Annotated in this window: 16 protein-coding genes, 1 tRNA gene and 3 pseudogenes; 7 read left to right on the top strand and 13 right to left on the bottom strand. The window is 58.8% G+C overall.

Features of this window, described 5'->3' with window-relative positions:
* Positions 1–74 precede the first annotated feature (74 nt).
* From ACVIGB_RS40040 to glmS, 6 genes and pseudogenes are all read right to left on the bottom strand, one after another.
* Positions 75–401, bottom strand: a complete 327-nt coding sequence (locus tag ACVIGB_RS40040) for a hypothetical protein (RefSeq protein WP_456718531.1) — start codon at positions 399–401, stop codon at positions 75–77.
* Positions 398–1,636 (bottom strand): tyrosine-type recombinase/integrase, encoded by a 1,239-nt coding sequence (locus ACVIGB_RS40035; protein WP_456718532.1) that lies wholly within the window; start codon positions 1,634–1,636, stop codon positions 398–400. The genes ACVIGB_RS40040 and ACVIGB_RS40035 overlap by 4 nt, the downstream gene beginning before the upstream one ends.
* Before the next feature lie 103 nt (positions 1,637–1,739).
* Complete coding sequence (gene tnpB, locus ACVIGB_RS40030; protein ID WP_456718533.1) at positions 1,740–1,895, bottom strand: IS66 family insertion sequence element accessory protein TnpB; 156 nt, start codon at positions 1,893–1,895, stop codon at positions 1,740–1,742.
* Entirely contained in the window at positions 1,892–2,059 is a 168-nt protein-coding gene (locus ACVIGB_RS40025; RefSeq protein ID WP_456718534.1) for a hypothetical protein, read from the bottom strand. The genes tnpB and ACVIGB_RS40025 overlap by 4 nt, the downstream gene beginning before the upstream one ends.
* 26 nt (positions 2,060–2,085) lie before the next feature.
* Positions 2,086–2,334 (bottom strand): annotated as a pseudogene (locus ACVIGB_RS40020) (transposase); the annotation flags it as partial.
* A gap of 600 nt (positions 2,335–2,934) precedes the next feature.
* Positions 2,935–4,761 carry a glutamine--fructose-6-phosphate transaminase (isomerizing) gene (glmS, locus tag ACVIGB_RS40015; RefSeq protein WP_456718535.1) on the bottom strand — a complete coding sequence of 609 codons (1,827 nt, stop codon included), beginning with the start codon at positions 4,759–4,761 and terminating at the stop codon, positions 2,935–2,937.
* A 931-nt stretch (positions 4,762–5,692) separates the two neighbouring features.
* Between glmS and gmd the strand changes: the two genes are divergently transcribed.
* Together gmd and fcl are read left to right on the top strand one after the other, a co-directional pair.
* Positions 5,693–6,778 carry a GDP-mannose 4,6-dehydratase gene (gene gmd, locus ACVIGB_RS40010; protein ID WP_456718536.1) on the top strand — a complete coding sequence of 362 codons (1,086 nt, stop codon included), beginning with the start codon at positions 5,693–5,695 and terminating at the stop codon, positions 6,776–6,778.
* Positions 6,759–7,718: a GDP-L-fucose synthase gene (fcl, locus tag ACVIGB_RS40005; protein ID WP_456718537.1), complete on the top strand. Its 960-nt coding sequence runs from the start codon at positions 6,759–6,761 to the stop codon at positions 7,716–7,718. Before gmd ends, fcl begins: the two co-directional genes overlap by 20 nt.
* Before the next feature lie 330 nt (positions 7,719–8,048).
* On the opposite strand, the gene ACVIGB_RS40000 is transcribed toward fcl, so the two are convergent.
* Together ACVIGB_RS40000 and ACVIGB_RS39995 are read right to left on the bottom strand one after the other, a co-directional pair.
* Entirely contained in the window at positions 8,049–9,188 is a 1,140-nt protein-coding gene (locus tag ACVIGB_RS40000; protein WP_456724964.1) for an MFS transporter, read from the bottom strand.
* Between the two features lie 1,166 nt (positions 9,189–10,354).
* Positions 10,355–11,245 carry a sulfite exporter TauE/SafE family protein gene (locus ACVIGB_RS39995; protein ID WP_456718538.1) on the bottom strand — a complete coding sequence of 297 codons (891 nt, stop codon included), beginning with the start codon at positions 11,243–11,245 and terminating at the stop codon, positions 10,355–10,357.
* A gap of 446 nt (positions 11,246–11,691) precedes the next feature.
* Here ACVIGB_RS39995 and ACVIGB_RS39990 point away from each other — a divergent pair, with 446 nt between their 5' ends.
* Positions 11,692–11,910 (top strand): hypothetical protein, encoded by a 219-nt coding sequence (locus tag ACVIGB_RS39990; protein WP_456718539.1) that lies wholly within the window; start codon positions 11,692–11,694, stop codon positions 11,908–11,910.
* Between the two features lie 176 nt (positions 11,911–12,086).
* On the opposite strand, the gene ACVIGB_RS39985 is transcribed toward ACVIGB_RS39990, so the two are convergent.
* A complete protein-coding gene (locus tag ACVIGB_RS39985; RefSeq protein WP_456718540.1) occupies positions 12,087–15,191 on the bottom strand; it encodes an efflux RND transporter permease subunit in 3,105 nt (1,034 codons plus the stop codon).
* 803 nt (positions 15,192–15,994) lie between these two features.
* Between ACVIGB_RS39985 and ACVIGB_RS39980 the strand changes: the two genes are divergently transcribed.
* The 4 genes and pseudogenes from ACVIGB_RS39980 (at position 15,995) to ACVIGB_RS39965 (ending at position 17,525) form a co-directional block, all read left to right on the top strand.
* Positions 15,995–16,070, top strand: a tRNA-Ile gene (locus tag ACVIGB_RS39980).
* 408 nt (positions 16,071–16,478) lie between these two features.
* Positions 16,479–16,828: pseudogene (locus ACVIGB_RS39975) on the top strand (antitoxin Xre/MbcA/ParS toxin-binding domain-containing protein); the annotation flags it as partial.
* Positions 16,825–17,039, top strand: a pseudogene (locus tag ACVIGB_RS39970) (RES family NAD+ phosphorylase); the annotation flags it as partial. The pseudogenes ACVIGB_RS39975 and ACVIGB_RS39970, both read left to right, overlap by 4 nt.
* Before the next feature lie 231 nt (positions 17,040–17,270).
* A complete protein-coding gene (locus ACVIGB_RS39965) occupies positions 17,271–17,525 on the top strand; it encodes a hypothetical protein (RefSeq protein ID WP_456718541.1) in 255 nt (84 codons plus the stop codon).
* 18 nt (positions 17,526–17,543) lie between these two features.
* Here ACVIGB_RS39965 and ACVIGB_RS39960 read toward each other — a convergent pair whose 3' ends face one another.
* From ACVIGB_RS39960 to ACVIGB_RS39945, 4 genes are all read right to left on the bottom strand, one after another.
* Positions 17,544–18,821 (bottom strand): type II toxin-antitoxin system HipA family toxin, encoded by a 1,278-nt coding sequence (locus tag ACVIGB_RS39960; protein ID WP_456724965.1) that lies wholly within the window; start codon positions 18,819–18,821, stop codon positions 17,544–17,546.
* A complete protein-coding gene (locus ACVIGB_RS39955) occupies positions 18,796–19,122 on the bottom strand; it encodes a helix-turn-helix domain-containing protein (RefSeq protein WP_456718542.1) in 327 nt (108 codons plus the stop codon). Before ACVIGB_RS39955 ends, ACVIGB_RS39960 begins: the two co-directional genes overlap by 26 nt.
* Positions 19,123–19,479: 357 nt before the next feature.
* Entirely contained in the window at positions 19,480–20,250 is a 771-nt protein-coding gene (locus tag ACVIGB_RS39950; RefSeq protein WP_456718543.1) for an SDR family oxidoreductase, read from the bottom strand.
* Positions 20,251–20,765: 515 nt separating this feature from the next.
* Positions 20,766–21,323 (bottom strand): hypothetical protein, encoded by a 558-nt coding sequence (locus ACVIGB_RS39945; RefSeq protein WP_456718544.1) that lies wholly within the window; start codon positions 21,321–21,323, stop codon positions 20,766–20,768.
* Between the last annotated feature and the right edge of the window lie 540 nt (positions 21,324–21,863).

Below are 21,863 nucleotides of genomic sequence, written 5' to 3'. Positions count from 1 at the left end.
CGTGCGGCCCCTGAGAGGGTTCCCTGGCGAAATGAAGTTGCATGCGTCGATAGGCGACGTCAGCTCAGCCTCACTTAGGATGCGCGGCGGCGGAATCGCCCTGGACCGCGGGAAAGCTTTGCGCTCCAAGACCTCGGTCTGGGGGCGTAGACGACCAGATACCCGTAGAATCGGCGGAGCACGCCGTGACGGACCGCGCGGCTGTTGGCGGCGCCACCGAACGACAGGACGAAGTCCAGCGCCATCGTCCGGGTGGCGGGCGCACCCAGCTGAGATCGCTCGACGTAGCGAACGAAAGCCCGCAGCGTGCCGGCTTGCTTGTTGAAGGCGTAGCCGAGGGAGCGGCGCAGCTCGATGTAGCGCTCGACCTTGTCGTCGAGGAATGCGGCGAAGGCGGTCATGCGGCGCCTCCCGGAAAGGGGAGCGCGACCTCAGCGAGCTGCGAGGCCGCGACCGTCACGTACAGCGCCGTTGTGTTGATGCTCCGGTGCCCTAGAAGATCGGCGACCTCGTTGATCGGCCTTCGTCGCCCCATGAGCTGGGTGGCTAGACTGTGGCGCAGGAGATGTGCGCCTCCGACGGGACCGAGTTCGATCCCACCATGCTGCAACCGCTTCCGCACGATCCTCGAAACAGACGACGCGTACTTGAATGGTCCCACGGGCGGCGTGAAGGACAGGAACAGATGCTGACTATCGACCTTCGGTCGAGCCCGTGGGACGTAGTCGGCGAGCGCGGCGCCGGTCTCCTCGATGAGCGGAGCCACTCGGTCACGCTTGCCCTTGGTGCGCCGGACAAAAACCTCGCCAGCTCGCCAGTCGATATCCCGGAGCTGAAGAGCGCGTGGCTCGCCGTTGCGAATGCCTGTGGTGGCGAGCAACAACAGGACAGCTCGATCGCGAAGGTCTATCGGCGTCGCCTTGCCGATCGCATCGATGGCGCGGCGAACATCATCCCACGAAAGCCGGGGCGGTAAATGGGCCAGTCGCCAATATGGCATTCTTGGAATGACGGGAGCCAGATCCTGCTCGTGGTGGCCACCCCAATGCAGAAAGCGGAGAAACGTTCGGATGTGAGAGATAGCCGCCGTGCGAGTGCCGGAGGTCGCCGAGAGTGACAGCCGATACTCGACAGCGGCAAGGATATGCTCTGCCGTCAACGCCTCGAGGTCTTGGCCAGGATGGCGATGGCGGAGCCAATCCAGAAAGCGCCGTGCGCCCAAGAGAACGCCATCGCGGGACCTTGGCTCAAGGCCTCGTACCCTGCTCAGATGGTCAGAAAAGAAGCGCGAAAGCGGAGCATCCGGATCATCGACTACAATGGGCGTCGAGGCAATGAATCGTTCGGGCGCCACCCGTCGCGCGTGTTGGAGCGCAGACACTGCCGCAATCCGCGGTGAGTCCGTGGTGAATGTGCGTAGATAGCTATCGACGATAGCTTCGCCGATCGGCCGTGAACCGCAATGCGCTGCAGAAAAACGGCCGAACCGCGCGATCCGGCTCAGATAAAGCTTAGCGGATGCTTGCTTGTAACCGAGCGAGAAAAAGTGCCCCGCGATGCGATCCATCTCGGCGCCGAGCGCCCCGTCACGAAGGCGTTTAAGCACCCCACGGTACGAAAAATAGGACTCGAGCATTGTGCCCCTCCGGCGTAACGGCGCAGGTGGATCCCACGTCCGCACGAGGGGCACAAAATATTATGTGGCGGAGGAATCCAGCCGTGGCCGGCCCTGGCTGGCGTTAGGGCGCCTCCGCCACATAATCTCGTCCGACACATAAGAACGGATCGGCTCCAAAGGCCTCGCTCACCAGCATCGCCAGCGAGTCCATGCCGCGGCGGAAATCGACCGGCTGCGTCGCAATCCAGATCGACAACCCAGCTCGAAGCCCGATCATCGACCAGCCGTCCCGACCGCCGCCAGCACCTCGCACAGTGCCTGCCGGTCGACTGTCCCCCTAACACGGATGCGAACCGCGCCGACCTCGATCTCGATCGTCGCATGCTCCTCACAAGGGCCGCCACGGTCGGTGATCGCGACCGGCACAAAGCCAACTGGCATGCCTCTGTCCCCGTGCTCCGCGACCGCGACCGCGTGGCCTGGCGACGCCACAGGAACAACAAGCTTGGACTGATGTCGTGTCGCCGCGCCACCGCGGACACGCTCGCACCCGGCGCAAAACTCTCCGCGACAATCGTCGCCTTTGCATCGGTCGACCAGCGCCGACGCCGGCCCGTCCCGGTGATGATCTCGACACGCTGCAGCGTGTCAGCGCCGTGTTCGAGGATAGGTATATGCCTATCCTTATCGCTATCCTTACGACTATCCTTGGACATTGTGACCTCGCGACAAACCATTCCGCGAGATCTTCCTAGCCGACCAGATCAACCTTCAGGCGTGGTCTCCGCATGACGCTCACCATGCTCAAGTTGGCCGACATGGCGCGCATGCTGGCATTTTGAAAAAAGTCAGTTGCCGCGCCTACGCGCTGCTAATGAGCTAGCCGCGGCGGAGGAGCCCGAAGCTCCCTACGCCGGTCTGCTCGTCGATTTCGGCAAGGGCGCGAGGATACCGAGCATCGGTTCTGAATCGGCTTCAGGCTGATTTGGCCCTGTAGAAAGGGGGGCCTGGCCCCCATCGGCGTTAGTCAGGGGTTACGATGATGACCCAAACAAGATTGAATCTGCTCGTCCAGCTAATCGGTCTATGATTGACCTGTTGATGCCGGGATCGTTCTCCTTCGAAGCTCACCTGTCTGGCCGATCAGCGGAGCCAGGGGCGGCGCACCAGGATTGCGTGAGCGCGCAACCAGACAGAAGCTACAAGCAACTTCGGATGCAACTATATCGAGAACTTGTCCGGCTCCGTCATCCACGACCAACACAACGGAAAGCAAACCCAACAGCCCGGGAGGCTCCGATATTACCACTGCGGCTTCATTCGACAGTGACCGATTTGGCGAGATTACGTGGCTGATCTACGTCCGCGCCTCTTACGATGGCGGCATGGTAAGCCAAGAGCTGAAGCGGAATGGCATAGACCATCGGCGCAAAGTTTGCGACCATCTCCGGCAGCACAATGGTCATGAGTGTGTCTAGCGTCGCTTCCAAAGCGCCCTTCGCATCGGTGATCAGAACGATCTTGCCGCCGCGAGCTGCAACTTCTTGCATATTCGATACGGTCTTCTCGAAGAGCTCGTCGTAAGGCGCAATCATCACCACAGGCATGGCCTCATCGATCAAGGCGATCGGTCCGTGCTTGAGCTCGCCGGCGGCATACCCTTCTGAGTGGATATAGGAAATTTCCTTCAACTTGAGTGCGCCTTCCAACGCCAGGGGGGCCGACGTGCCACGGCCGAGATAGAGCACGTCCCTCGAGTTGGCGATATCACCCGCGAGTTTTTCGATCTGCGGCTCGATCAACAGCGCCGCAGCAATCAACCGCGGCACTTCGATGAGCTCGCGCACGAGCTTCGATTCATGGATCTCTGACAGCTTACCGCGCTCTTTTCCTGCTGCGACGGCAAGCACCGCCAATACCATCAGCTGGCAGATGAATGCCTTCGTAGAAGCGACGCCGATTTCTGGCCCCGCCAGCGTCGGCAGCATGGATTCGCTCTCGCGCGCAATCGTCGACGTCGGGACGTTGACCACAGATATTGTGTGCAGGCCTTGGCTCTTGGCGTATCGCAACGCAGCTAGTGTGTCAGCGGTTTCGCCGGACTGCGAGATGACGATCACGAGATCGCCCTGGCGCAAAGGCGCCTCTCTGTAGCGGAACTCGGAGGCGACATCGATTTCGACAGGCAAGCGAGCCAACCGCTCGAACCAGTATTTGGCGATGTGACCGGCATAATTTGCCGTTCCGCACGCGGTAATCGAGATGCGCTGAATGGAGTTAAAATCGAACGGCAATGCGAGCGGCAAGGCTACGCGCTCGCCTGCGGTATCAAGATAATGCGCCAGTGTTTTGCACGCCACTCTCGGCTGCTCGTGAATTTCCTTGGCCATGAAATGGCGATAGTTCTCTTTATCCACAAGGAGTGACGATACGCCAGGCTTTGATGTCTCCCGCTGGACGACGGAGCCGTCTGCGCCATAGATCACGCAGATCGCGCGGGTAAGCACGGCCCAGTCGCCGTCTTCAAGATAGGTAATGGTGTCCGTCAACGGCGCGAGCGCGATCGCGTCCGACCCCAAATACACTTCGCCGTTGCCATGTCCGATCGCGAGGGGCGATCCCTTGCGCGCACCGATCAAAAGGTCGTCGTGGGCCTTGAAGAGGAATGCAAGCGCGAAGGCTCCGCGCAGCCGCGGGAGCGAGGCTTGCACTGCATCCTGCGGCGAGTAGCCATTCTTGAGATAAGATTCGACGAGATGCGCCACCACCTCCGTGTCCGTCTCTGAGCGGAAGTTGGCCCCATCCCGCTCCAGCTCGGCTCGCAACTCGCGGAAGTTTTCAATGATCCCGTTATGAACGACCGCGACATTTTCCGTAGCATGCGGATGAGCATTGCTCTCGGTCGGTTTTCCATGAGTCGCCCAGCGGGTATGACCGATACCGGTATGACCCGCGGGCGGACAATACCGCAGCCGCTCCTCAAGGTTTCTCAGCTTACCTTCAGCCCGCCGGAGCTCGATATGTAGCCCTTCGAGCGTCGCAAGGCCTGCGGAGTCGTAGCCACGATATTCCAATCGCTTGAGCGAAGCGACCAACTGCCCGACGACCGGACCACGCCCCAAGATGCCGACAATTCCACACATATCGACTAATGCCGCCCAAGCTCAAAGAGCCCGACGTCCCCGACAGGAAATCTGGTCATGAAATTCGCTTTCGACAAAAACTGACTTTCGCTGGATAGCGACGATGGCGTCATTGCCGCACGAGGCCGCCGCAAGGATACGTCGCGCAAGTAGTGTGGCGTCACCTTACAACGTCCTGCTCTCGCATTCACGCAACCGTTCTAGGGTTTGTCGCGCTGGTGTAATAGGCTCATCAGCCTCTGACGGTTTCCAGCTATGTTGGTCGGGATGAGACTAATTGATTGCCACCGAAGCTCCATTGTACGAACGTAAGCTTTCGATATCGAACTTATTCGAAGAACTATACCAACGTTTGCTGCATTCTCACATTTCGTGCTTGCGTCGACCATCCGCCGCTTACGCGAACGGGCCGTCAGCAGAAGAGCGATGATCATCGTCGATGATCCTGCCGCCCAAACTATGGGTTCCGTTCAGAAGAAAGATCGGGGCATTTTGTAGGGCTAACGTTGTTGATGCGCAGGCTTCGCCGTGCGCTGGCTTGCGTGCCAGAGTTCGGACGAATACATCGACTACCGCGGCTTCAGCAAGTCACCCTCTTGCACCATGGCCACACCGAGCGAATGCACGCATGCGCCCAATGAAAGATAGAGAACACAGACTTTCGGCCTCTCTCATTGACGTGCGCACGTAGCGGGGTTTGTCATCTGCGAGGGTTCGTCGGCTTTCATTTTGAAGCTCGATGGCAGTCCCCCCTGCAGCACGATATAAATCAATGTATATAGTGTGCGTTCCTGCACGATGTGTATGACTAGATCTAACGATCGGCTTCCTCTGATTGCGGGTGAAGTGCGCCGGCGGATTTCTCGAGAAGCCCGTTTCGCAAAGGACGATTCGAAGGGAAGCTTTCTTTCCAGCGCAGCTAAGAGAGACCATGGCGGTTCAGGATTCGAAGCGGCGCGTTGCGCTGATCACCGGCATCACCGGGCAGGACGGCGCGTACCTCGCCGAATATCTGCTTGGGCTCGGCTATACCGTGCACGGGGTCAAGCGCCGCTCGTCCTCGTTCAACACCGCCCGCGTCGACCATCTCTACCAGGATCCGCATGCCGACAACGTGCCGTTCCTGATGCACTATGGCGACATGACCGATTCGACCAATCTGATCCGGCTGATGCAGCAGATCCGGCCGACCGAGATCTACAACCTCGCCGCCCAGAGCCACGTCCAGGTCAGTTTCGAGAGCCCGGAATACACCGCCAACGCCGACGCCATCGGCGTGCTGCGCCTGCTGGAGGCGATCCGCATCCTCGGCATGGAAAGGGAGACCCGGTTCTACCAGGCCTCGACTTCGGAGCTGTACGGGCTCGTGCAGGAGGTGCCGCAGAAGGAGACCACGCCGTTCTATCCGCGTTCGCCCTATGGCGTCGCCAAGCTCTATGGCTACTGGATCACGGTGAACTACCGTGAGGCCTACGGCATGTTCGCTAGCAACGGTATCCTGTTCAACCATGAGAGCCCGATCCGCGGCGAGACCTTCGTGACGCGCAAGATCACCCGCGCCGTCGCCCGCATCGAAGTCGGCCTGGAGACCAGGCTCTATCTCGGTAATCTCGATGCCAAGCGCGACTGGGGTCACGCCCGCGACTATGTCGAGGGCATGCACAAGATCCTGCTGGCGGACGAGCCCGGCGACTTCGTGCTTGCGACCGGCGAGACGCGCTCGGTCCGTGAGTTCGTCGAGCTGGCATTTGCGGAAGTCGGCCGCAGCATCGAATGGCGCGGCAAGGGCGTCGAGGAGATCGGCGTCGATAAGGCGACCGGCAACACGCTGGTGCAGATCGACCCGGTCTATTTCCGTCCGACCGAGGTCGATCTTCTCATCGGCGACGCCAGCAAGGCGCGCGCCAAGCTCGGCTGGGCGCCGAAGACGCCGTTCGCGCAACTGGTAAAGGAAATGGTCGCCAGCGATCTCGTCGAGGCCAGGCAGGATGCGGCCAATGGCAAGCGCGGCGTTTGAACTGAAGGGCAAGACGGTTTTCGTCGCCGGCCATCGCGGCATGGTCGGCTCGGCGCTGATGCGCCGGCTGGCGCGCGAACAGGCGGATCTGCTGACCGTGTCGCGCGGCGAGGTCGATTTGCGCGACCAGGCCGCGGTCAACGCCTGGTTTGTCGCGAAGCGGCCGCAGGCGGTGTTCCTCGCCGCCGCCAAAGTCGGCGGCATCGTCGCCAACAACACGCTGCGGGCGGAATTCCTCTACGACAATCTGGCGATCTCGACCAATGTGATCCAGGCGGCCCACGCCAATGGGTGCGAGAAACTGATGTTCTTCGGCTCGTCCTGCATCTATCCGCGCCTGGCGCCGCAGCCGCTGCGCGAGGATTCGATGCTGACCGGCCCGCTGGAGCCGACCAATGAGCCCTATGCCATCGCCAAGATCGCCGGCATCAAGATGGCCGAGGCCTATCGCAGCCAGTATGGCGCCGATTTCATCAGCGTGATGCCGACCAATCTTTACGGTCCCGGCGACAATTATCATCCCGAATACAGCCACGTCGTCGCCGCGCTGATCCGCCGCTTCCACGAGGCCAAGGTTTCGGGTGCAGGCAGCGTCGTGGTGTGGGGCACCGGCACGCCGCGCCGTGAATTCCTCTATGTCGACGATCTCGCCGACGCCTGCATTCATCTGATGAAGACCTATTCCTCGCCGGAGCTGGTCAATATAGGCACCGGCGAGGACATCACCATCGCCGAGTTCGCACTCATGGTCGCGGCCGCCATCGGCTTTCGCGGCGAGATCAGCTTCGACTCCTCACGCCCGGACGGCACGCCGCGCAAGTTGCTCGACGTCAGCCGGCTCGCCAAGCTTGGCTGGCGCGCGCAGACTTCACTGCAGGAGGGCATTCAGTTCGCGTATCGGGCGTATCTCGCCGACAGCAGATGGACGGCCCCAGAGTAACCGCGTGTCCCGACAAGCGGGCGCAGGGCCGATCCCAGAATTACTCGGCGGTGAACGTCCCAACATAGCCGGGCTATCCGCTCGCGCAAACGATCAACTTCGCCGCGCAGTCCACCCAGTTCGCTAACAACAGCGCTCGGTGGGACGCCCAACATCCGAGTGACCGGTGTGTCAAAGCCACGGCTCAGTCAGCCGACTTGCAGGGACAGAGGCATGATCGACGTGCTGTTCTACACCCATCAAGTTGCGAGCTATCGACGCTCGGCACGAACGCCGCCTCGCGACCGGCCACTAGCTCGACGCGTGTCGCTGTTGCCTCTGGACCGACGCTTAGAGAGACTCTGCCATCACCATCCGCGCCGACAGCGTCGCGATGCACATGAGCACGCCTAACATCGCGAACGCCAACGGCAAGCCGACCATGTGTGCGACGAGCCCGATGCTGGCGGGACCGACCAGTATACCCGCATACCCAGCTGTGGTGATGACTGCAATCGCAACGCCTACGGGCATCACTTTCTGTTTGCCGGCGCGTCGACACAGTACGGGTACAACATTTGAAATGCCCAATCCAATAAGCAGGAACCCCGCCATGGCAATCAACGCAATCGGCGCGGCCACCACAGCCAAGAAGCCGGTCAAGATTGGCACGGTCCCGAGCATCAATGTGGTACGGTCGCCGAGTCGAGCTACCATGGTATCTCCGCTGAGACGGCCTACGGTCATCGCAATTGAGAAGAGCATACAACCAAGGCCTCCGTGCGCCTCTGCGAGGAGGCCTTGTCCAACGAGAAGCAAAGCGCTCCAATCAAGCATTGCACCTTCGACGAGAAAGGTGATAGCCGCGAGTACGGCTACTAGCAACACACTGCGATTGGGCAAGACAAACAACGGTTCCTGCCGTCTCAAACTCATGGCGAGCAATCGCGGCCAAGCTGACATAATCGCGATCATCATTATGGCCGAACAGACCAACGTCGAGATAAGCGGGCCACACTGCAGCGAAAGGAACGAGGTCACCGCGGCAGAGCCGGTGAATTCGCCAATGCTGTACTGGGCGTGGAAGCCGGACATCAATGGACGTCCAGTGGCGTGCTCCAATTCGAGCGCATGAATATTCATGGCTACATCGATCGAACCAAGTGAAACACCGAAAGCAAACAGCATGGCACCGAGGCTGAGAGGTGTGCCGGCAACTGCAAGCCAGGGCAGGATGAGCGAGATGCCAAGCCCACCCGCGATGATGATGGGCTTGCTGCCATAGCGCGCATTCGACACACTGGTCGAAAGCATAGCGATGACGGACCCCGCTCCGAGACAGAGTAGCAGAAGACCAAGCACGCGGTTATCCACCCCGAGCCGCTCCTTCGCGAGCGGCACCAAAGGCGCCCAGGCCGCGAGGCCGAAGCCGGCCACAAAAAATGCGAGCCGCGTCCCGAGCAGGCCGGCAGACCAATTGGCAGATGGTATCACAGACGCTCCTGAGAGGACGGGCTCGCGAGCGCGGCGCCTCTCATCCGTGCGCGACGCCTGCAAGCGGCCCGAAGCTTGATGATGGCGGCATCAAGTTGACCATCTTCATCTCTGCAAACGCGATGCCGTCGCAAAACCGGCCCAGGTCCTGGGGCGCAAACGCCAAATGAGAGTGATTGTCGAGCTCCATCCGGCGTGTCGCGCAATCTTTCTGGGATAGACTAGCCCTACGAGCGACAATCGTCTTTGCTGGTACCCGACGGTCGGAAGCGCAAAGCTCACGGATCCCTGTCGCAAAACATACAAAGCCCAACGCGCCCTGCCCTGCACTGACTCACCTCGAACACGGTCGTCAGTTTTTATGACAGAACTTTTCAGCCAATCCGGAAGCTCTCATCATTTGCAACGGCCCTGCGTTGCAAGATCAATACAACGAGCATCACCAGAGCGGGCTTCCAGATCAACACCTAGCTTTGTTCGGCACTGTCGCGGAGGCCAAGGACTCCTGCATTCGTGCGGCGTGCGCGACGCCTCGGGCCTTGCGTCTGGCTTCTCCGCAAGCGCTTCCGTCACCCAATGAGCTCAGCGAATTGCCACCTCGTTATATGGGAGAGATTGCGCCGAATGCGACGATGGTAGAAGCTGAGCAGGCTGAACGTGCGCGCAGGGATCTCTCGGACGCAATTAAGTTCCCGCTGATGACGAAAAAGACATCTCCGCCGCTAAAGCCGCCGGGGACGATTGAGCCGTAGAAGGCGATGACCGATAGGACGGCGGTCGCGCGCAAGCCGTCAATGTCGGTCCGATACTTGTGAGATTCCATTTATTTCCAGCTTCAGGCTGGTGATTCCCTATGCCGTGCCAAATGTCTTCGCATTTCGGGTGATCCGCTCTTTCTGGGTAGTGTGCACTGACGAAGATCACCACCATTTCGAGTGGAACGGCGAGAACATCAGCCTCCAAATGTCCTGGGTTTTCCTCTGATTTTGGATATCTGGCCCGTGCGTTGGGTTGTCCTTGGAGCAATCAACCGGATGTCCATGTCGTTCCCGTCGACCCCGAAAAGGGCCAGCGCGGTGTCGCGAGCACATCAATGAGCTCTGCAATCGCTTGGCCAGGTCCAGGACGGGTGCCTTCGACATCGAGGCGCGCTCTGGCATCGTTCAAGCGCTTATATCCGCAGCTTGCCGAGGTCGCCGCTCAGACCAGCTCGAACGGCGCGTGGTAAGGAAGAAATATAGCAACCAAAGATCGATCAATATCGTCGCCGCTAGCACGCTATAAGCCCATGCGCTCTGCACTAGATTGAGCTCGATCAGAACCCGTGACAAACCGAAGCCCACGATCCAAGCATCGAAGCTCATGCAGATGCGTCGAAATATCTCCGGATCAAGTCGGCGAATGACGTAGGATCCCAGCGGGATGCCGAGCACAACGCTGGGTACTAAGACATGGAGAAGACTGCCGCTTTCGGAAATGAACAGACCGAGCTTGTAATAGACGAAAGCGGTCACGCTCGATTCCGCCACGCGCACCAGGGCAAGGCCGGCGCGAAATTCGTTTTTGACCAGGCCTTGGTTGTTAAACAGCATCGCCAAGGGCGGGCCGGAGATAGTCGTCACCGAATAGAGGATGCCCAGCATCGATCCGAATGGCAGACCGATCAGCCAGCTTGCTTCGATAGGGCGGCGCCAACCGGCGGCTTGCAGCAGGATCAACGGTAGAATGATCGTGTAGGTGGCGAATTTGATCCAGCCCGGCTGCAGTGAAGCCAATGCATAGCCGCCAAGCGCAATGCCTGGCAAGAGTCCAACCAAGATGGGAAACACGCGTCTCCAAACCGCCGGTACGCCCTTCAGATTGATGAGGAGCACGTAAACGTTGACGAAGACTTCGACGATGACAATGGCAGGATTGAGAATGCGATTGGTGTAGAAAACCAGCGCAAGCGGCACAGTGAGCGACGAAAAACCGTAGCCGATGGCTCCGTTTACGAAAGCCGCAAAACACGTCGTTGCGGCCAGGAACCAGATAGAAGCATCAAACCCAGCCATTTCCTTAACTTTCTCACGCCAGATGGCGTCCAATCCCGTTGGGGAATCAGACGTAAACATTGGTCTTCAGGATTGCGAAAGATTCTGACCACTCGCTTACGAGCTCCCGCTGCCTTGATAATGGCGATGGCCGCGGTCAAGTGCAGAGCTTCTACATTTGCTCCCTGTTATGGGCTGCAGTTGTGCAACAAAAGCGGCGCTGTACTTCCCGCTACCTAGCTAAATCACTCAGCATGCGCCTCGGTTTGCTCCACCAATGGTCTTCGTATCGAACCCGCAACTGCGTCGGCATCCGTATAAGCGCGGACAACCAGTTCTCCAACCCCACAGAATTACACTTGTCGGCAGCCACCCTAAGGCGGATCAGACTGGAGTTCATCTCTTTCAGCTAGCAATTCAACGCGGTCAGGCGAAAGCAAATAAATTCTCCTTCAAGGGTAATTTGGATGATGGAAAAGCTGCCTTTTGCTCGAGAGCGCATTAATTCTCTCCGCGCCCGGCGCGGTGAGCCAGCGTTCGGCTGCGGTGAACGTCGGCAATTCATCGTGGCGAAGCAACAGCGGATTGTTGACGCGTTCGTCGAGCGCCCGATGCGCACCAACCTCGGCAGCAATGGCGCGAAGATCTTGATGCGGGCCGTTCGCCACGCCGACATCTTGAAATGATCTTCTTTACCCTCGATGAGGTAGTCTTTTGCCGCGGGCGAACGATAGGTCGAGAGGAGCGCAGCCGCGAGGGACCGTCCTTTGGTCCCGTCACGAATTTCGGGCGCGTCAGATCACCGCGTTGCAAGTAACGCCCTGGCCTAGCAGCAATCGGTCAATCCGGCCTGATGTTAGCGTCATTGCTCCGCCGGCTGGGCCTCAGCAGTGCTGGTGAGGTCGAACTTGGGGCCCTTCTTCGCGTGACCGGCACTCGCATCGACACGGTGATCGGAGGCGATCGCGACATAGACCGCCGGCAGGACGAAGAGCGTGAACAGCGTGCCGATAGACATGCCCGCGACGAGCACCAGCCCAATCGAGAAGCGGCTCGCGGCGCCAGCTCCTGTTGCCGTCAACAAAGGTACCAGGCCTGTGACCATCGCCGCCGTCGTCATCAGGATTGGACGAAGTCGGACGCGAGCTGCCATCTCTATAGCCGAGCGACAATCAAGTCTCTCCTTGAGCTGCAGCTCGTTGGCGAACTCAACCATCAGGATCCCGTGCTTGGAAATTAAACCGACGAGCGTCAGCAGCCCGACCTGAGTGTAGATGTTCATCGTCGCCCAGCCAAAGAATAGCGGTATCAAGGCGCCGACAATTGCCATGGGTACACTGATCATAATAATGAGGGGATCGCGCAGACTTTCGAACTGCGCCGCAAGCACCAAGAATATGACGATCAGTGCAAATGCGAAGGTGATGGCCAGTTGGTCACCCTCGTGCACATATTGCCGGGCGTCGGCAAGGAAGTCGTGGCTGAAGCCTGCGGGCAGCTTCTTTGCCTCCGCCTCCAGGAAGTCCACGGCTTGACCGATCGTGACCCCGGGCATCGGCACAGCCTGAAAGGTCGCGCAGCTGAGCTGGTTGTAGTGGGTGAGCGCGTTCGGATCAGTCGCAGTCTCGACCGAGACGACGGTAGACAGCGGAAGCATCGAGCCCGTCGCTGTCTTTACATAATAGTTCCCAATCGCTTCCGGAGCCATGCGTTTCTCGCGCGGCACCTGCGGGATCACCTGGTAGGAGCGGCCCTGCAGATTGAAGCGATTGATGTAGTTTCCGCCAAGTAGGATGGCGAGCGCGTCACCGATATTCTGCATGGTAATGCCAAGATCGTTGGCCTTGGACCGATCGACCTTGATTCGCACCACCGGCTGGTTGAACTCGAGGTCAGAGTCGCTGACCATGAACAGACCGCTCTTGCGCGCGGCGTCCTTCAGTTTCGACATCTGCTCATAGACGGATTGGAAGCCCAGCGTCGAATTGATCACCATCTGCACCGGTAGGCCGTCCGATCCGCCCGGAAGTGCCGGCAAGTTAAAAGCAAATGCGTTAATACCTTCGATTTTGGACAGCTCGGCTTGAACAAGGGACCTAAGCACGATCGATGATCGCTTGCGCTCGTCCCATGGCTTCAGCAACATTCCGGCCATGCCTGCCTGCGAGCCGCTACTACCGTTGAGCACGAAGGTCAAATCGGTCTCGGAAAACTTCCGGAATGCCCTTTCGAGCTTGGCGCCGTAATAGTCGAGATAGTCGATATTGGCATATTTCGGCGCCTTCGTTAGTGCGAATACGATACCTTGATCCTCCTCGGGTGCAAGTTCCTTGGAAGTATGCATATAGAGAAAGCCGACGAGGCCCAGCATGGTCAGCGCAAACAGCCAGGTAATTGGGCGATAGTCGAGCGAGCGATCGAGCTTGCGGCCGTACCAGCATGTCATGGCGGCGAACACGCGGTTCACGAATCTTGCAAACCGTCCCTCCTCGGCGCTCTTTAGAAAGACCGAGCACATCATCGGCGACAGCGTCAAAGCGATCACGCCAGACACGATCACCGCCGCGGCCAGCGTGAACGCGAACTCGCGGAACAGCGCACCGGTGAGGCCACCGAGAAAGCCGATGGGTGCGTATACGGCCGCCAACGTAATCGTCATGGAGACAACGGGGACCACGATCTCGCGCGCTCCCCTCGTGGCGGCCTGCAGGGGCGGCCGCCCCTCTTCTAGATGACGATGGATATTCTCCACCACGACGATCGCGTCGTCGACCACAAGACCGATCGCGAGCACCATCGCAAGGAGGGTCAGGAGGTTGAATGAAAATCCCAGCGCCAGCATCAAGCTGCAGACGCCAACGAGCGACAGCGGAATGGTGACGACGGGAATGATGACCGATCGCAGCGAGGCCAGGAACAGGAAGATCACCACCATCACGATCACGATGGCCTCGATGAGCGTCTTTTCCACTTCATCGATCGACGATTGGATGAATTTCGTTGAATCGTAGGCCACCTTCATCTTCAGCGATGGCGGCAGGTTACGCTCCATTTCTGGAAACAGCGCGCGAACGCCTCGCACTATATTCAGCGGATTGCCTTGCGGGCTCGCCTGCACGCCGATGAAGACCGCGTGCTCGCCGTTCATGGCCACACTGACGTCTGTGGTCTGCGCTGCAAGCTCGACTGTCGCAATATCCTCAATGCGCACAAAGCCCCCATCAATGGCTTTGACGATCATGCGCTTGAAGTCATCAACACTCCGTAGATCGGTATTTGCCGTGACGTCGGAGATCGTGAAATATCCCTTGGTCTGGCCGGCCGCCGTCTGGAAGTTATTGGCGGCGATTGCAGCCGAAACATCAGCCGGCGAGACGCCGCGCCCTGCCATTTTCGCAGCATCGAGCCATAGCCGCATCGCAAAACTTTGGCCGCCCAGGATGTCTGCCGCGGCGACGCCGTCAACGGTTGACATAACCGGTTGCACGACGCGCGAGAGATAGTCGGAAATCGCGCTGGCCGTCAGTTCCTCGCTGGAGAAAGCGATATACATGACAGCGGTGGCCTGACCCGTTGCCTTAGTGACGACTGGATCGTTTGATTCCTTCGGGATTAAATATTTGATTGAGTTGACCTTAGAAAGCACCTCGGTGAGCGCCTCGTTAGGATCGAAATTCAGCTTTATGTAGACTTGGATCGTCGACGTACCGAGTACCGATGAGGAAGTGATGTAGTCGACGCCCTCGGCGGAAGCGACGGCCTGCTCCAAGGGAACGGTGATGAACCCCTGGATCATGTCGGCGGAGGCGCCAGGATAGGAAGTCGTGATATTGACGACCGTATTGGACAGCTTGGGATACTGCCGGATCGGCAGAACGGTGGCCGCGCGAAGTCCGATCAGCAGGATCAGGAGACTGAGGACGACAGACAACACCGGACGTTTGATGAAAAGTTCGATAGATGCCATCTCGACTCGCATTCAAGGTAACGCAAATTCGCGAGCAGGTCGCGCTACCCGCGGCTAATGCGCGTAATATTTGGGAACTGGAAACGCCTGATCCAAAGGGACACGCAGGGAGCTCAGTTCTGCGCTTCTTGCATCGTGGTTGCTTGGATGAACATCGGCCCTGCCCTTCTCGTCACTGACCGCGACCTCAAATTGCGGGAGCATTTCCCAAGTTAAACATCCATGTCTTTTTTTGCGCCTAAGCAGCCTGCGGCCCGCCTCAAGACGTGGAATTGGGCTCACCTGTTTCCATGTAGTTTCGTCCTCAGGCCTTGATGGAACACAACGACTTCCAGCAAGGAATCAAGCCAGTTCAAGGCTTCGCTTCGATCGCTCGTTCGTATGATCCAGCTTCGATGTCGAAAGTAGAATCGACCTGACGGATGCTCAACTCTACAAAGGTGAGTGGGTAATATAGGATGGGCTGTCAAACCTATACCAAGGTTTGTCAAACGGAACGCTGAAGCCACGTCGCCCCCCCCTCAACACCAGTGAAGAGCTCGCTGGGTTGGAAAACCCTATCTTTTGACTCCGCGCCGGCGCAGCCTGCTGATTCTATGCACGTCGCGCGTTTTCATAAGGACACATGATAACAGCGCCAAAGCAGGCCCTTGGACTGAATTGACGCTTCGAGCTACAGAACGGGAAAGGAACGTCTGCGGAGAAGTGCGAAGCGCGGGCGCGGAAGCGTGACTGAACCTTGCCGGAGCGGCAGACAACCTGTAACGATGCCAGCATGCCGCGCCGCCGCCTTTCAGTGGCGGGGGCCTGTAGCTCAATGGTTAGAGCCGGCCGCTCATAACGGTCTGGTTGCAGGTTCGAGTCCTGCCGGGCCCACCAGCGGCGATTTCCTCCGACTGTAGTCCACTTTAAGAACGACTCGTTCGGGCTATAAGAACGACTCGATACCGATCTCTAGTCTAAGAACGACTCGATTTCATAAGTCATCGCCAGATCATCTCAAATCGGCAGAAAATCTCAAACCCAAATATTAACGCTGCGCTGCTTTCACCGTGAGTACGGTAGGCGATTTCGCCGTGATCGCAACTATGGTCAGCGGCCGCTGGGCCGTCGGCTAGTCCGACAGCGCCGATCGGGATGCGAGGATGGTATTGCCGCTTGTGGTGCTGCTGCTGCAGGTAGTGCTGGAGATGATGATGCCGGGGACGATGCCGATGCCGGGGCGATCATCATCGGCGTGCCGACGAGCAGCAGCACCATGCTGATCATGCGGCGCCGATGATCGGCGCACGCCGCATCACAAGCACCCTGGACGCCCACGAACTGCTGCTGGACGGCCTCTCCGCGCTGACCCACTTAGTCAGTCACCTCCTCTTCATTCAAATGGACTCGTTGGAAACAGCCCTCGGAATGAGCCTTCGCACCTTTCAGCGACGCAGGGGTGCTCCAGAAAAGCCGCTCAGCTCCTGGCCAAGGCCACGGACGTGTTCGGTTCGCAGGAAGAGGCAGAGCAGTGGCTCGAGCGTCCAGCCATCGGTCTTGACCAGCGCCGCCCGATCGATCTGCTTGCCACGCCGGTGGGCATCGAGCTCGTTGAACAGTACCTCAAACGCCTCGCATACGGCCTCTATGCATGACGCCTTCTACAGAGCGATTAGGAGGCGGTTGGCTCATCGCTTGGCGTCTCGACCAGGGACGCTCTGCGTCGACTTCGGATAATGGCGAGGGCGCGTTCCAAGGTCGGCGACCGATGGAACAGCAAAGGCGCTCGCGTCGTGTATTGCGCTTGATCCTGCGACCGCGATCCTCGAATTGGCGGTTCGCAAAGGCTTCAAAGCACTCGACACTCCGCCGCGTTTTGACCGAGCTTCATATCGCCGTCGTGTTTCCCTCGCTCGCGTCTTGCAGGATGCGGTCATAGAATCTTCGGCAACAGGAGTGCCGACGATGAGAGCCACCGATATCGCAGCCTACTTTGTGAAGAAGATCGCCAAGCCAATTTAGTTTGATCTTGTTTGTGGACGCGACCACCGCTTCTATGCGATCGAGCCGACTGCAGTCGAAGACGACGTCATCCATGTGCTGGTTTCGCTGAAATACGAGATGTGGGGGCTCGAGAAGCGGAAGCGGGACGAGTATCTCGGGGCAGTCGCGATCCCCTTTTGTGACGGCGACACCGTGGAAGGCGTCTTCGATACGGCCATTGCAGTCGCCGCCTTTGGGGAACGAAGTGAAAAGATCCACACCGGCGGAGACGACGACAACCGAATCCGCCGGGCCTACGCAAAGTACGTGGAGCGTTCAGAAGCGCAATCGGCGCGACCGCGGATCTAGATCTGGGCAGCACCAAGCTCATGGGTTAGCCAGGGAGGGCCTCGGAACGTGGCCGGGATCTAGAACCGGGCTCATCTCCTCGATTTTGGCATCGATCTTACTAAGAACAGCGGCCGGAACGACTTCCCGCTCTGGGAGCTGCCACCAATGGTCGTTCACCAACGATACGACCTCCTCGACGGCCGAGATTACCGCCGGTTCGGGTAGCCGCGCGCGATTGGCGAACTTTCGCCAGCGGTCCGGAGTAAGCGCTTTGAAGGATTTCTCTCCTCCCAAAGAGAGCGCCATATCGTCCTTCGGAAAATAAGCGGTGGTTGATAGGACGTCGTACACGGGGGCGATGGCCGGAGTGCAACCATCACCTGGGTATATTGTGGACCAGTTCTTCAAGTGCATGTCGCCGTTGCCGACGAGTGCGGCAAGTGCCAGTCGGCGAACGAATTCGAGTGCGGCGTCGGTCGAAACCGCCACGTTCAGCGCGGAAGCGATGTCGTGGTATGATGCGTCATCGTATTTTTTGGATGGCTGCCGACCGAAGATCTGAGCGAAGTCTTCGATGTGAATTCGGGTACCTTTGGGCCCACGGTCGAACCGCTTCACCAGCAAGACCTTGCCGGTCGACAGCGTATTGAATTCTTCGGGAATTCCCTCGAAATCGGATTTTTCCACAAGCTCGCGTTCCCGCACATCCATTCCGAGGATTTCGGAAAGCGCCAAAATGGCGAATTCGTTTTCCGACAATCCGGCAAGATTGGTCGAGGGGAATTTTGCGATGTACTGTCCTTGCTCGTCGCCGATAGGCAAAGTCAGCCCGCCACCCTTGCCCGTGTTTTTCATCACGGAGAGCTTCATCTGAACTCCGGCCAAGGAAAACCGCGCTTTGATCTCACGTGGATTGTCTTGAACGGCTATCGTGGTGCTGCCGTCGCTCGGCACGACGCGCACTGCACCTGGCAGGTCTTCGCCAAGCGCCGCCAGGAGGTCGAAATCGTTTCCTTGCCTCACTGTTCCCGCGTGGTGCTTTTCCATCGCCTCGCGAAGCTTGTCCTCGGGCAACATATTCGCGAAGAACGCGGGCAGCATGTGTGCTACGGGCTTCGGATCCTTGCGAAGGCCACCATCGGCGGAGCGGAGCGAGAGGCTTAGTATCGGGGGCTTCGCCATAGCTCGATAGGCCGGATCGAGACTGAAGGCATTGAAATCGCCTGGCGTACGCACGACCGTTCCGACCTTGAGGTCTTGAAGGAACACGTCCAGCGACTGGATGGTGTTAGGAGCGCGGACCCGGGTGCTCATCATCATCATCATCCATATCGGTGGTGAACGCTGGTCGGTCCTCGTCTTCGGACGGCCGAAGGAGTGCGGTGACGCCGGGCACCATGGCCTGTGGGATCAGCATTAGCTCCATGCCGAGAGCGCGCGCGACGTTAATCAGCGTAGTCGCCCGCGCAGCGGCGTTGCCCTGCTCAATATCGCGGTAACGCGGCCGGGAAATGCCCGCGCGTTCGGCCACCTGCTCTTGAGTCAGGCCCGCTTGCTTTCTTGCATCCCGGAGGAGGCGTCCTAGCTGTTGGGTTGCTTCCGAGTTCCGTTCCATGATCTGTTTACGTATCTTTTTTATTCTATAAGATATGCAAAGGTATCATTTGTCGCCAACTTCGTCAAGGCTTAGATCTGTCTACATATCATTGTACAATAAAAAGATCCTCAAACGTATCTTCAAGGCCAAAGCGCGGTTCCCAATGCCTGAAGCAATCTCGACCAGCGCTGGGCGAACCACCGCGTCCGCATGGACTTCTACGACTCCCGCCGCCCAGCCAAAACGGCGTCGAGCAAGTCTTCGACGGCGCCGGCGACACGCCCAAATCAAGGAATTTTTTTCATATTTTTTTCAAGTGCAGGCAATAGGTCCGCCGCGGGCGGTTTTGCCCCAGAGCAGATCCAAGCTGGTTACCTACGCCGGTAGTTTAACTCCGGTCAGCTTGCCCAACTTATCGATGAGTTCGTCCTGGAAGCTCGGATCAGTCGCCTCATTGGCCGGCTCCTGTTGCCGGAGTTGATGCCAGTAGCGGCCGCTAACTAGCGCGGCCGGATCGTCGCTCACGGCCAGCCAGGCTTGCGTCTTCTGACCCGTTTCGACATCTACCGGGGCGCCCGCGCCACCCATCTTCGTGCGCGCCCAGCCTGGATCGACCGCGTTACTTAGGACGCTTGGCCAGCGTCGCGCCAGCGCGGACGCAAGCGCGACGAGGTGCAGCTTGCTCTCGGCGTAGGCCCTGGCCGAATCCCAAGACCTTTTGGTCCAATCAAGGTCATCCAACGAGCCTTCCCCGCCACGATGCAGCCCGCTGCTGAGATAGACCAGTCTAGCGGGGCGCTCGATCAGTGCCGTCAGCACGTAGGGTGCAAGAGTATTGATCGCCAGCGTTCCAGCATGGCCTTCTGGAGTCGAACCACGACTCCGCTGTGTGTAGACGCCCGCGTTATGGATGATCGCATCCATGCGCCCGATCGCGTTCACTTGGTCCGCGATGCCTTTCGTCTCGGCGCCGCTCTGCAGGTCCCCGACCACAACTCGTTCGGAGCGCAACGCGAGCTCTCCGAGGGCTGCGGCCCGATCCGCCGATCGCGCGTGCAACACCACTCGATGCCCCTGATCGAGAAGCGACTGCGCCGCCGCCCAGCCGAGACCATCCGTACTGCCGGCGATGAATACGATCGCCATGCGCTGCACCTCCGGATGTTTCGGAACGCACTCTACAGCACCGGTGCATCACTTCCGATAGCGCTCGCCGCTGACGTCCCGCGTTGAGGAGAGTCAAAATCGCAACGATTTGCCAACCATAGATGCTTTCCGAGCCGGCCGCTAACCAATCAAAAACCGATCCGCCTCATGTTCGCGTCTCGAAGCTGAATGGGGAAATCAAACATGACGGGATCAGCAATTCTGGAGAACGTGCGTCGCTATCGCGCAATAGCTTCGCTGTGCCGTCAAGCCGCAGCATTCCGCCCAGTCCAACGAATCTCATTGCTGACACAGGCCGACGAATGGGAGCAGAGAGCGGTTGGTGAGATCGAAGAATACTTTGGCGCCCAAGACTCTCCGATACCGGCTCAGCTCTCAAGCAGCGTCAATTGACCTAGAGCTAAGTACGAAAGCGGACACGCTTGGCACGTCAGGGGGACAAAGTCGCCTAGGTGCTTGACTATTTTGCCGCGAGTTAGTCATGCGCGGCGGGATCAACCTCGACCACCCGGCTTTGTGGGTTGTTGCAGGGCGCTTCCTGGCCTCGATGCTTGAATGAGCGCCAGATTCTTGCTCGCGATGATCGAACTCTTTGCTGCGACCTCGCGGTTGACATCACGAACATGATCAGCGTCGGTTAGTACCCGCGCTGGCAGGTCCGCCCGCCCCAAGAGAACCGCCGCAAATCGGGGCGTAAAGGCTAACCATATCTCCACCGATCTGTCGTGGAGATCGGTCGGACCATTGGACGTCTTAATGGCATTTGAGCTGCCGATGATGTATTCGGAATTGCTTGGAGCCTCGGCGATCACCAACGACTTTTCTTGAAAGGCCCTCAGCAATTTTCCGCTTGATTTCCTGAGCGCGCGCCCGGCGATCTCCTTCAGGACGTCCGGGTTATCGAGGCTATCAATGAGACGGGCCTTCTCATCTTCGGGCAAAGGGCCCTTTGTCCGCTCGTAGTCAGCTATCGCGGTCTCGACCCGGGAGCGGAACGTTTCGGGCTTCAGAACCCGCGCGTGCATATGCGAGTCGTTCTTATAGTGGACCAACAGCGGCGATTTCCTCCTCCTCCTTATGCGGACACTCTGAAAACGACTCGATTTCGTTTTGAAAACGACTCGATCTCAGATCTCACTGACATAGCTTACGAATTTCGCCTCGAATTTTTTCGCCGATTTTTGGCTGCGAAAAAGTGAGCGAGTCTATTTGCGATAGTTGACCCATCTCGCTCCTCAAAGGAGCAGTCGGAAATCATGCTGGGCGCCCCGGCGGTCACCAAGATCGAGGTCGTCGCTTTGCGTAGAGGTTACTCCCACGTTGGGAGCGTGCAGGCAAACGCTCCTCCGTCCAGGACTTAAGCCACCCCATCCGGTTATTCCACCAGCTCCCCGGCTTCTCCTCCGCATTGGCGAGCCAAGTCTCCGGCTCATCGCTTCGATTGTAGGCACTACGCACCCGTCGTCAGTACACAAGCGGCCTGTTGCCCCGAATACGATATCCAATTGACACCATAGTTGGTCTCGCGGATGAATTCGTCGAAAGCTAATCTTTCATGCTTCTCGAACCCTACGTAGTTAAAGTATTCGTCA

This window comes from Bradyrhizobium sp. USDA 4341 (genome assembly GCF_054063755.1).
The sequence above is the reverse complement of the archived record's forward strand: the minus strand, read 5'-3'. Positions and strand labels throughout refer to the sequence as shown.

What these genes read in the sequence shown, in the direction of transcription:
- ACVIGB_RS40035 (WP_456718532.1), bottom strand. Translation starts at nt 1,636, where the DNA reads ATGCTCGAGTCCTATTTTTCGTACCGTGGGGTGCTTAAACGCCTTCGT.
- gmd (WP_456718536.1), top strand. Translation starts at nt 5,693, where the DNA reads ATGGCGGTTCAGGATTCGAAGCGGCGCGTTGCGCTGATCACCGGCATC.
- ACVIGB_RS39960 (WP_456724965.1), bottom strand. Translation starts at nt 18,821, where the DNA reads ATGAGCACCCGGGTCCGCGCTCCTAACACCATCCAGTCGCTGGACGTG.
- ACVIGB_RS39990 (WP_456718539.1), top strand. Translation starts at nt 11,692, where the DNA reads ATGATGGAAAAGCTGCCTTTTGCTCGAGAGCGCATTAATTCTCTCCGC.
- ACVIGB_RS39995 (WP_456718538.1), bottom strand. Translation starts at nt 11,245, where the DNA reads ATGGCTGGGTTTGATGCTTCTATCTGGTTCCTGGCCGCAACGACGTGT.
- ACVIGB_RS40040 (WP_456718531.1), bottom strand. Translation starts at nt 401, where the DNA reads ATGACCGCCTTCGCCGCATTCCTCGACGACAAGGTCGAGCGCTACATC.
- tnpB (WP_456718533.1), bottom strand. Translation starts at nt 1,895, where the DNA reads ATGATCGGGCTTCGAGCTGGGTTGTCGATCTGGATTGCGACGCAGCCG.
- ACVIGB_RS39955 (WP_456718542.1), bottom strand. Translation starts at nt 19,122, where the DNA reads ATGGAACGGAACTCGGAAGCAACCCAACAGCTAGGACGCCTCCTCCGG.
- ACVIGB_RS40025 (WP_456718534.1), bottom strand. Translation starts at nt 2,059, where the DNA reads ATGCCAGTTGGCTTTGTGCCGGTCGCGATCACCGACCGTGGCGGCCCT.
- glmS (WP_456718535.1), bottom strand. Translation starts at nt 4,761, where the DNA reads ATGTGTGGAATTGTCGGCATCTTGGGGCGTGGTCCGGTCGTCGGGCAG.
- fcl (WP_456718537.1), top strand. Translation starts at nt 6,759, where the DNA reads ATGGCAAGCGCGGCGTTTGAACTGAAGGGCAAGACGGTTTTCGTCGCC.
- ACVIGB_RS39985 (WP_456718540.1), bottom strand. Translation starts at nt 15,191, where the DNA reads ATGGCATCTATCGAACTTTTCATCAAACGTCCGGTGTTGTCTGTCGTC.
- ACVIGB_RS39950 (WP_456718543.1), bottom strand. Translation starts at nt 20,250, where the DNA reads ATGGCGATCGTATTCATCGCCGGCAGTACGGATGGTCTCGGCTGGGCG.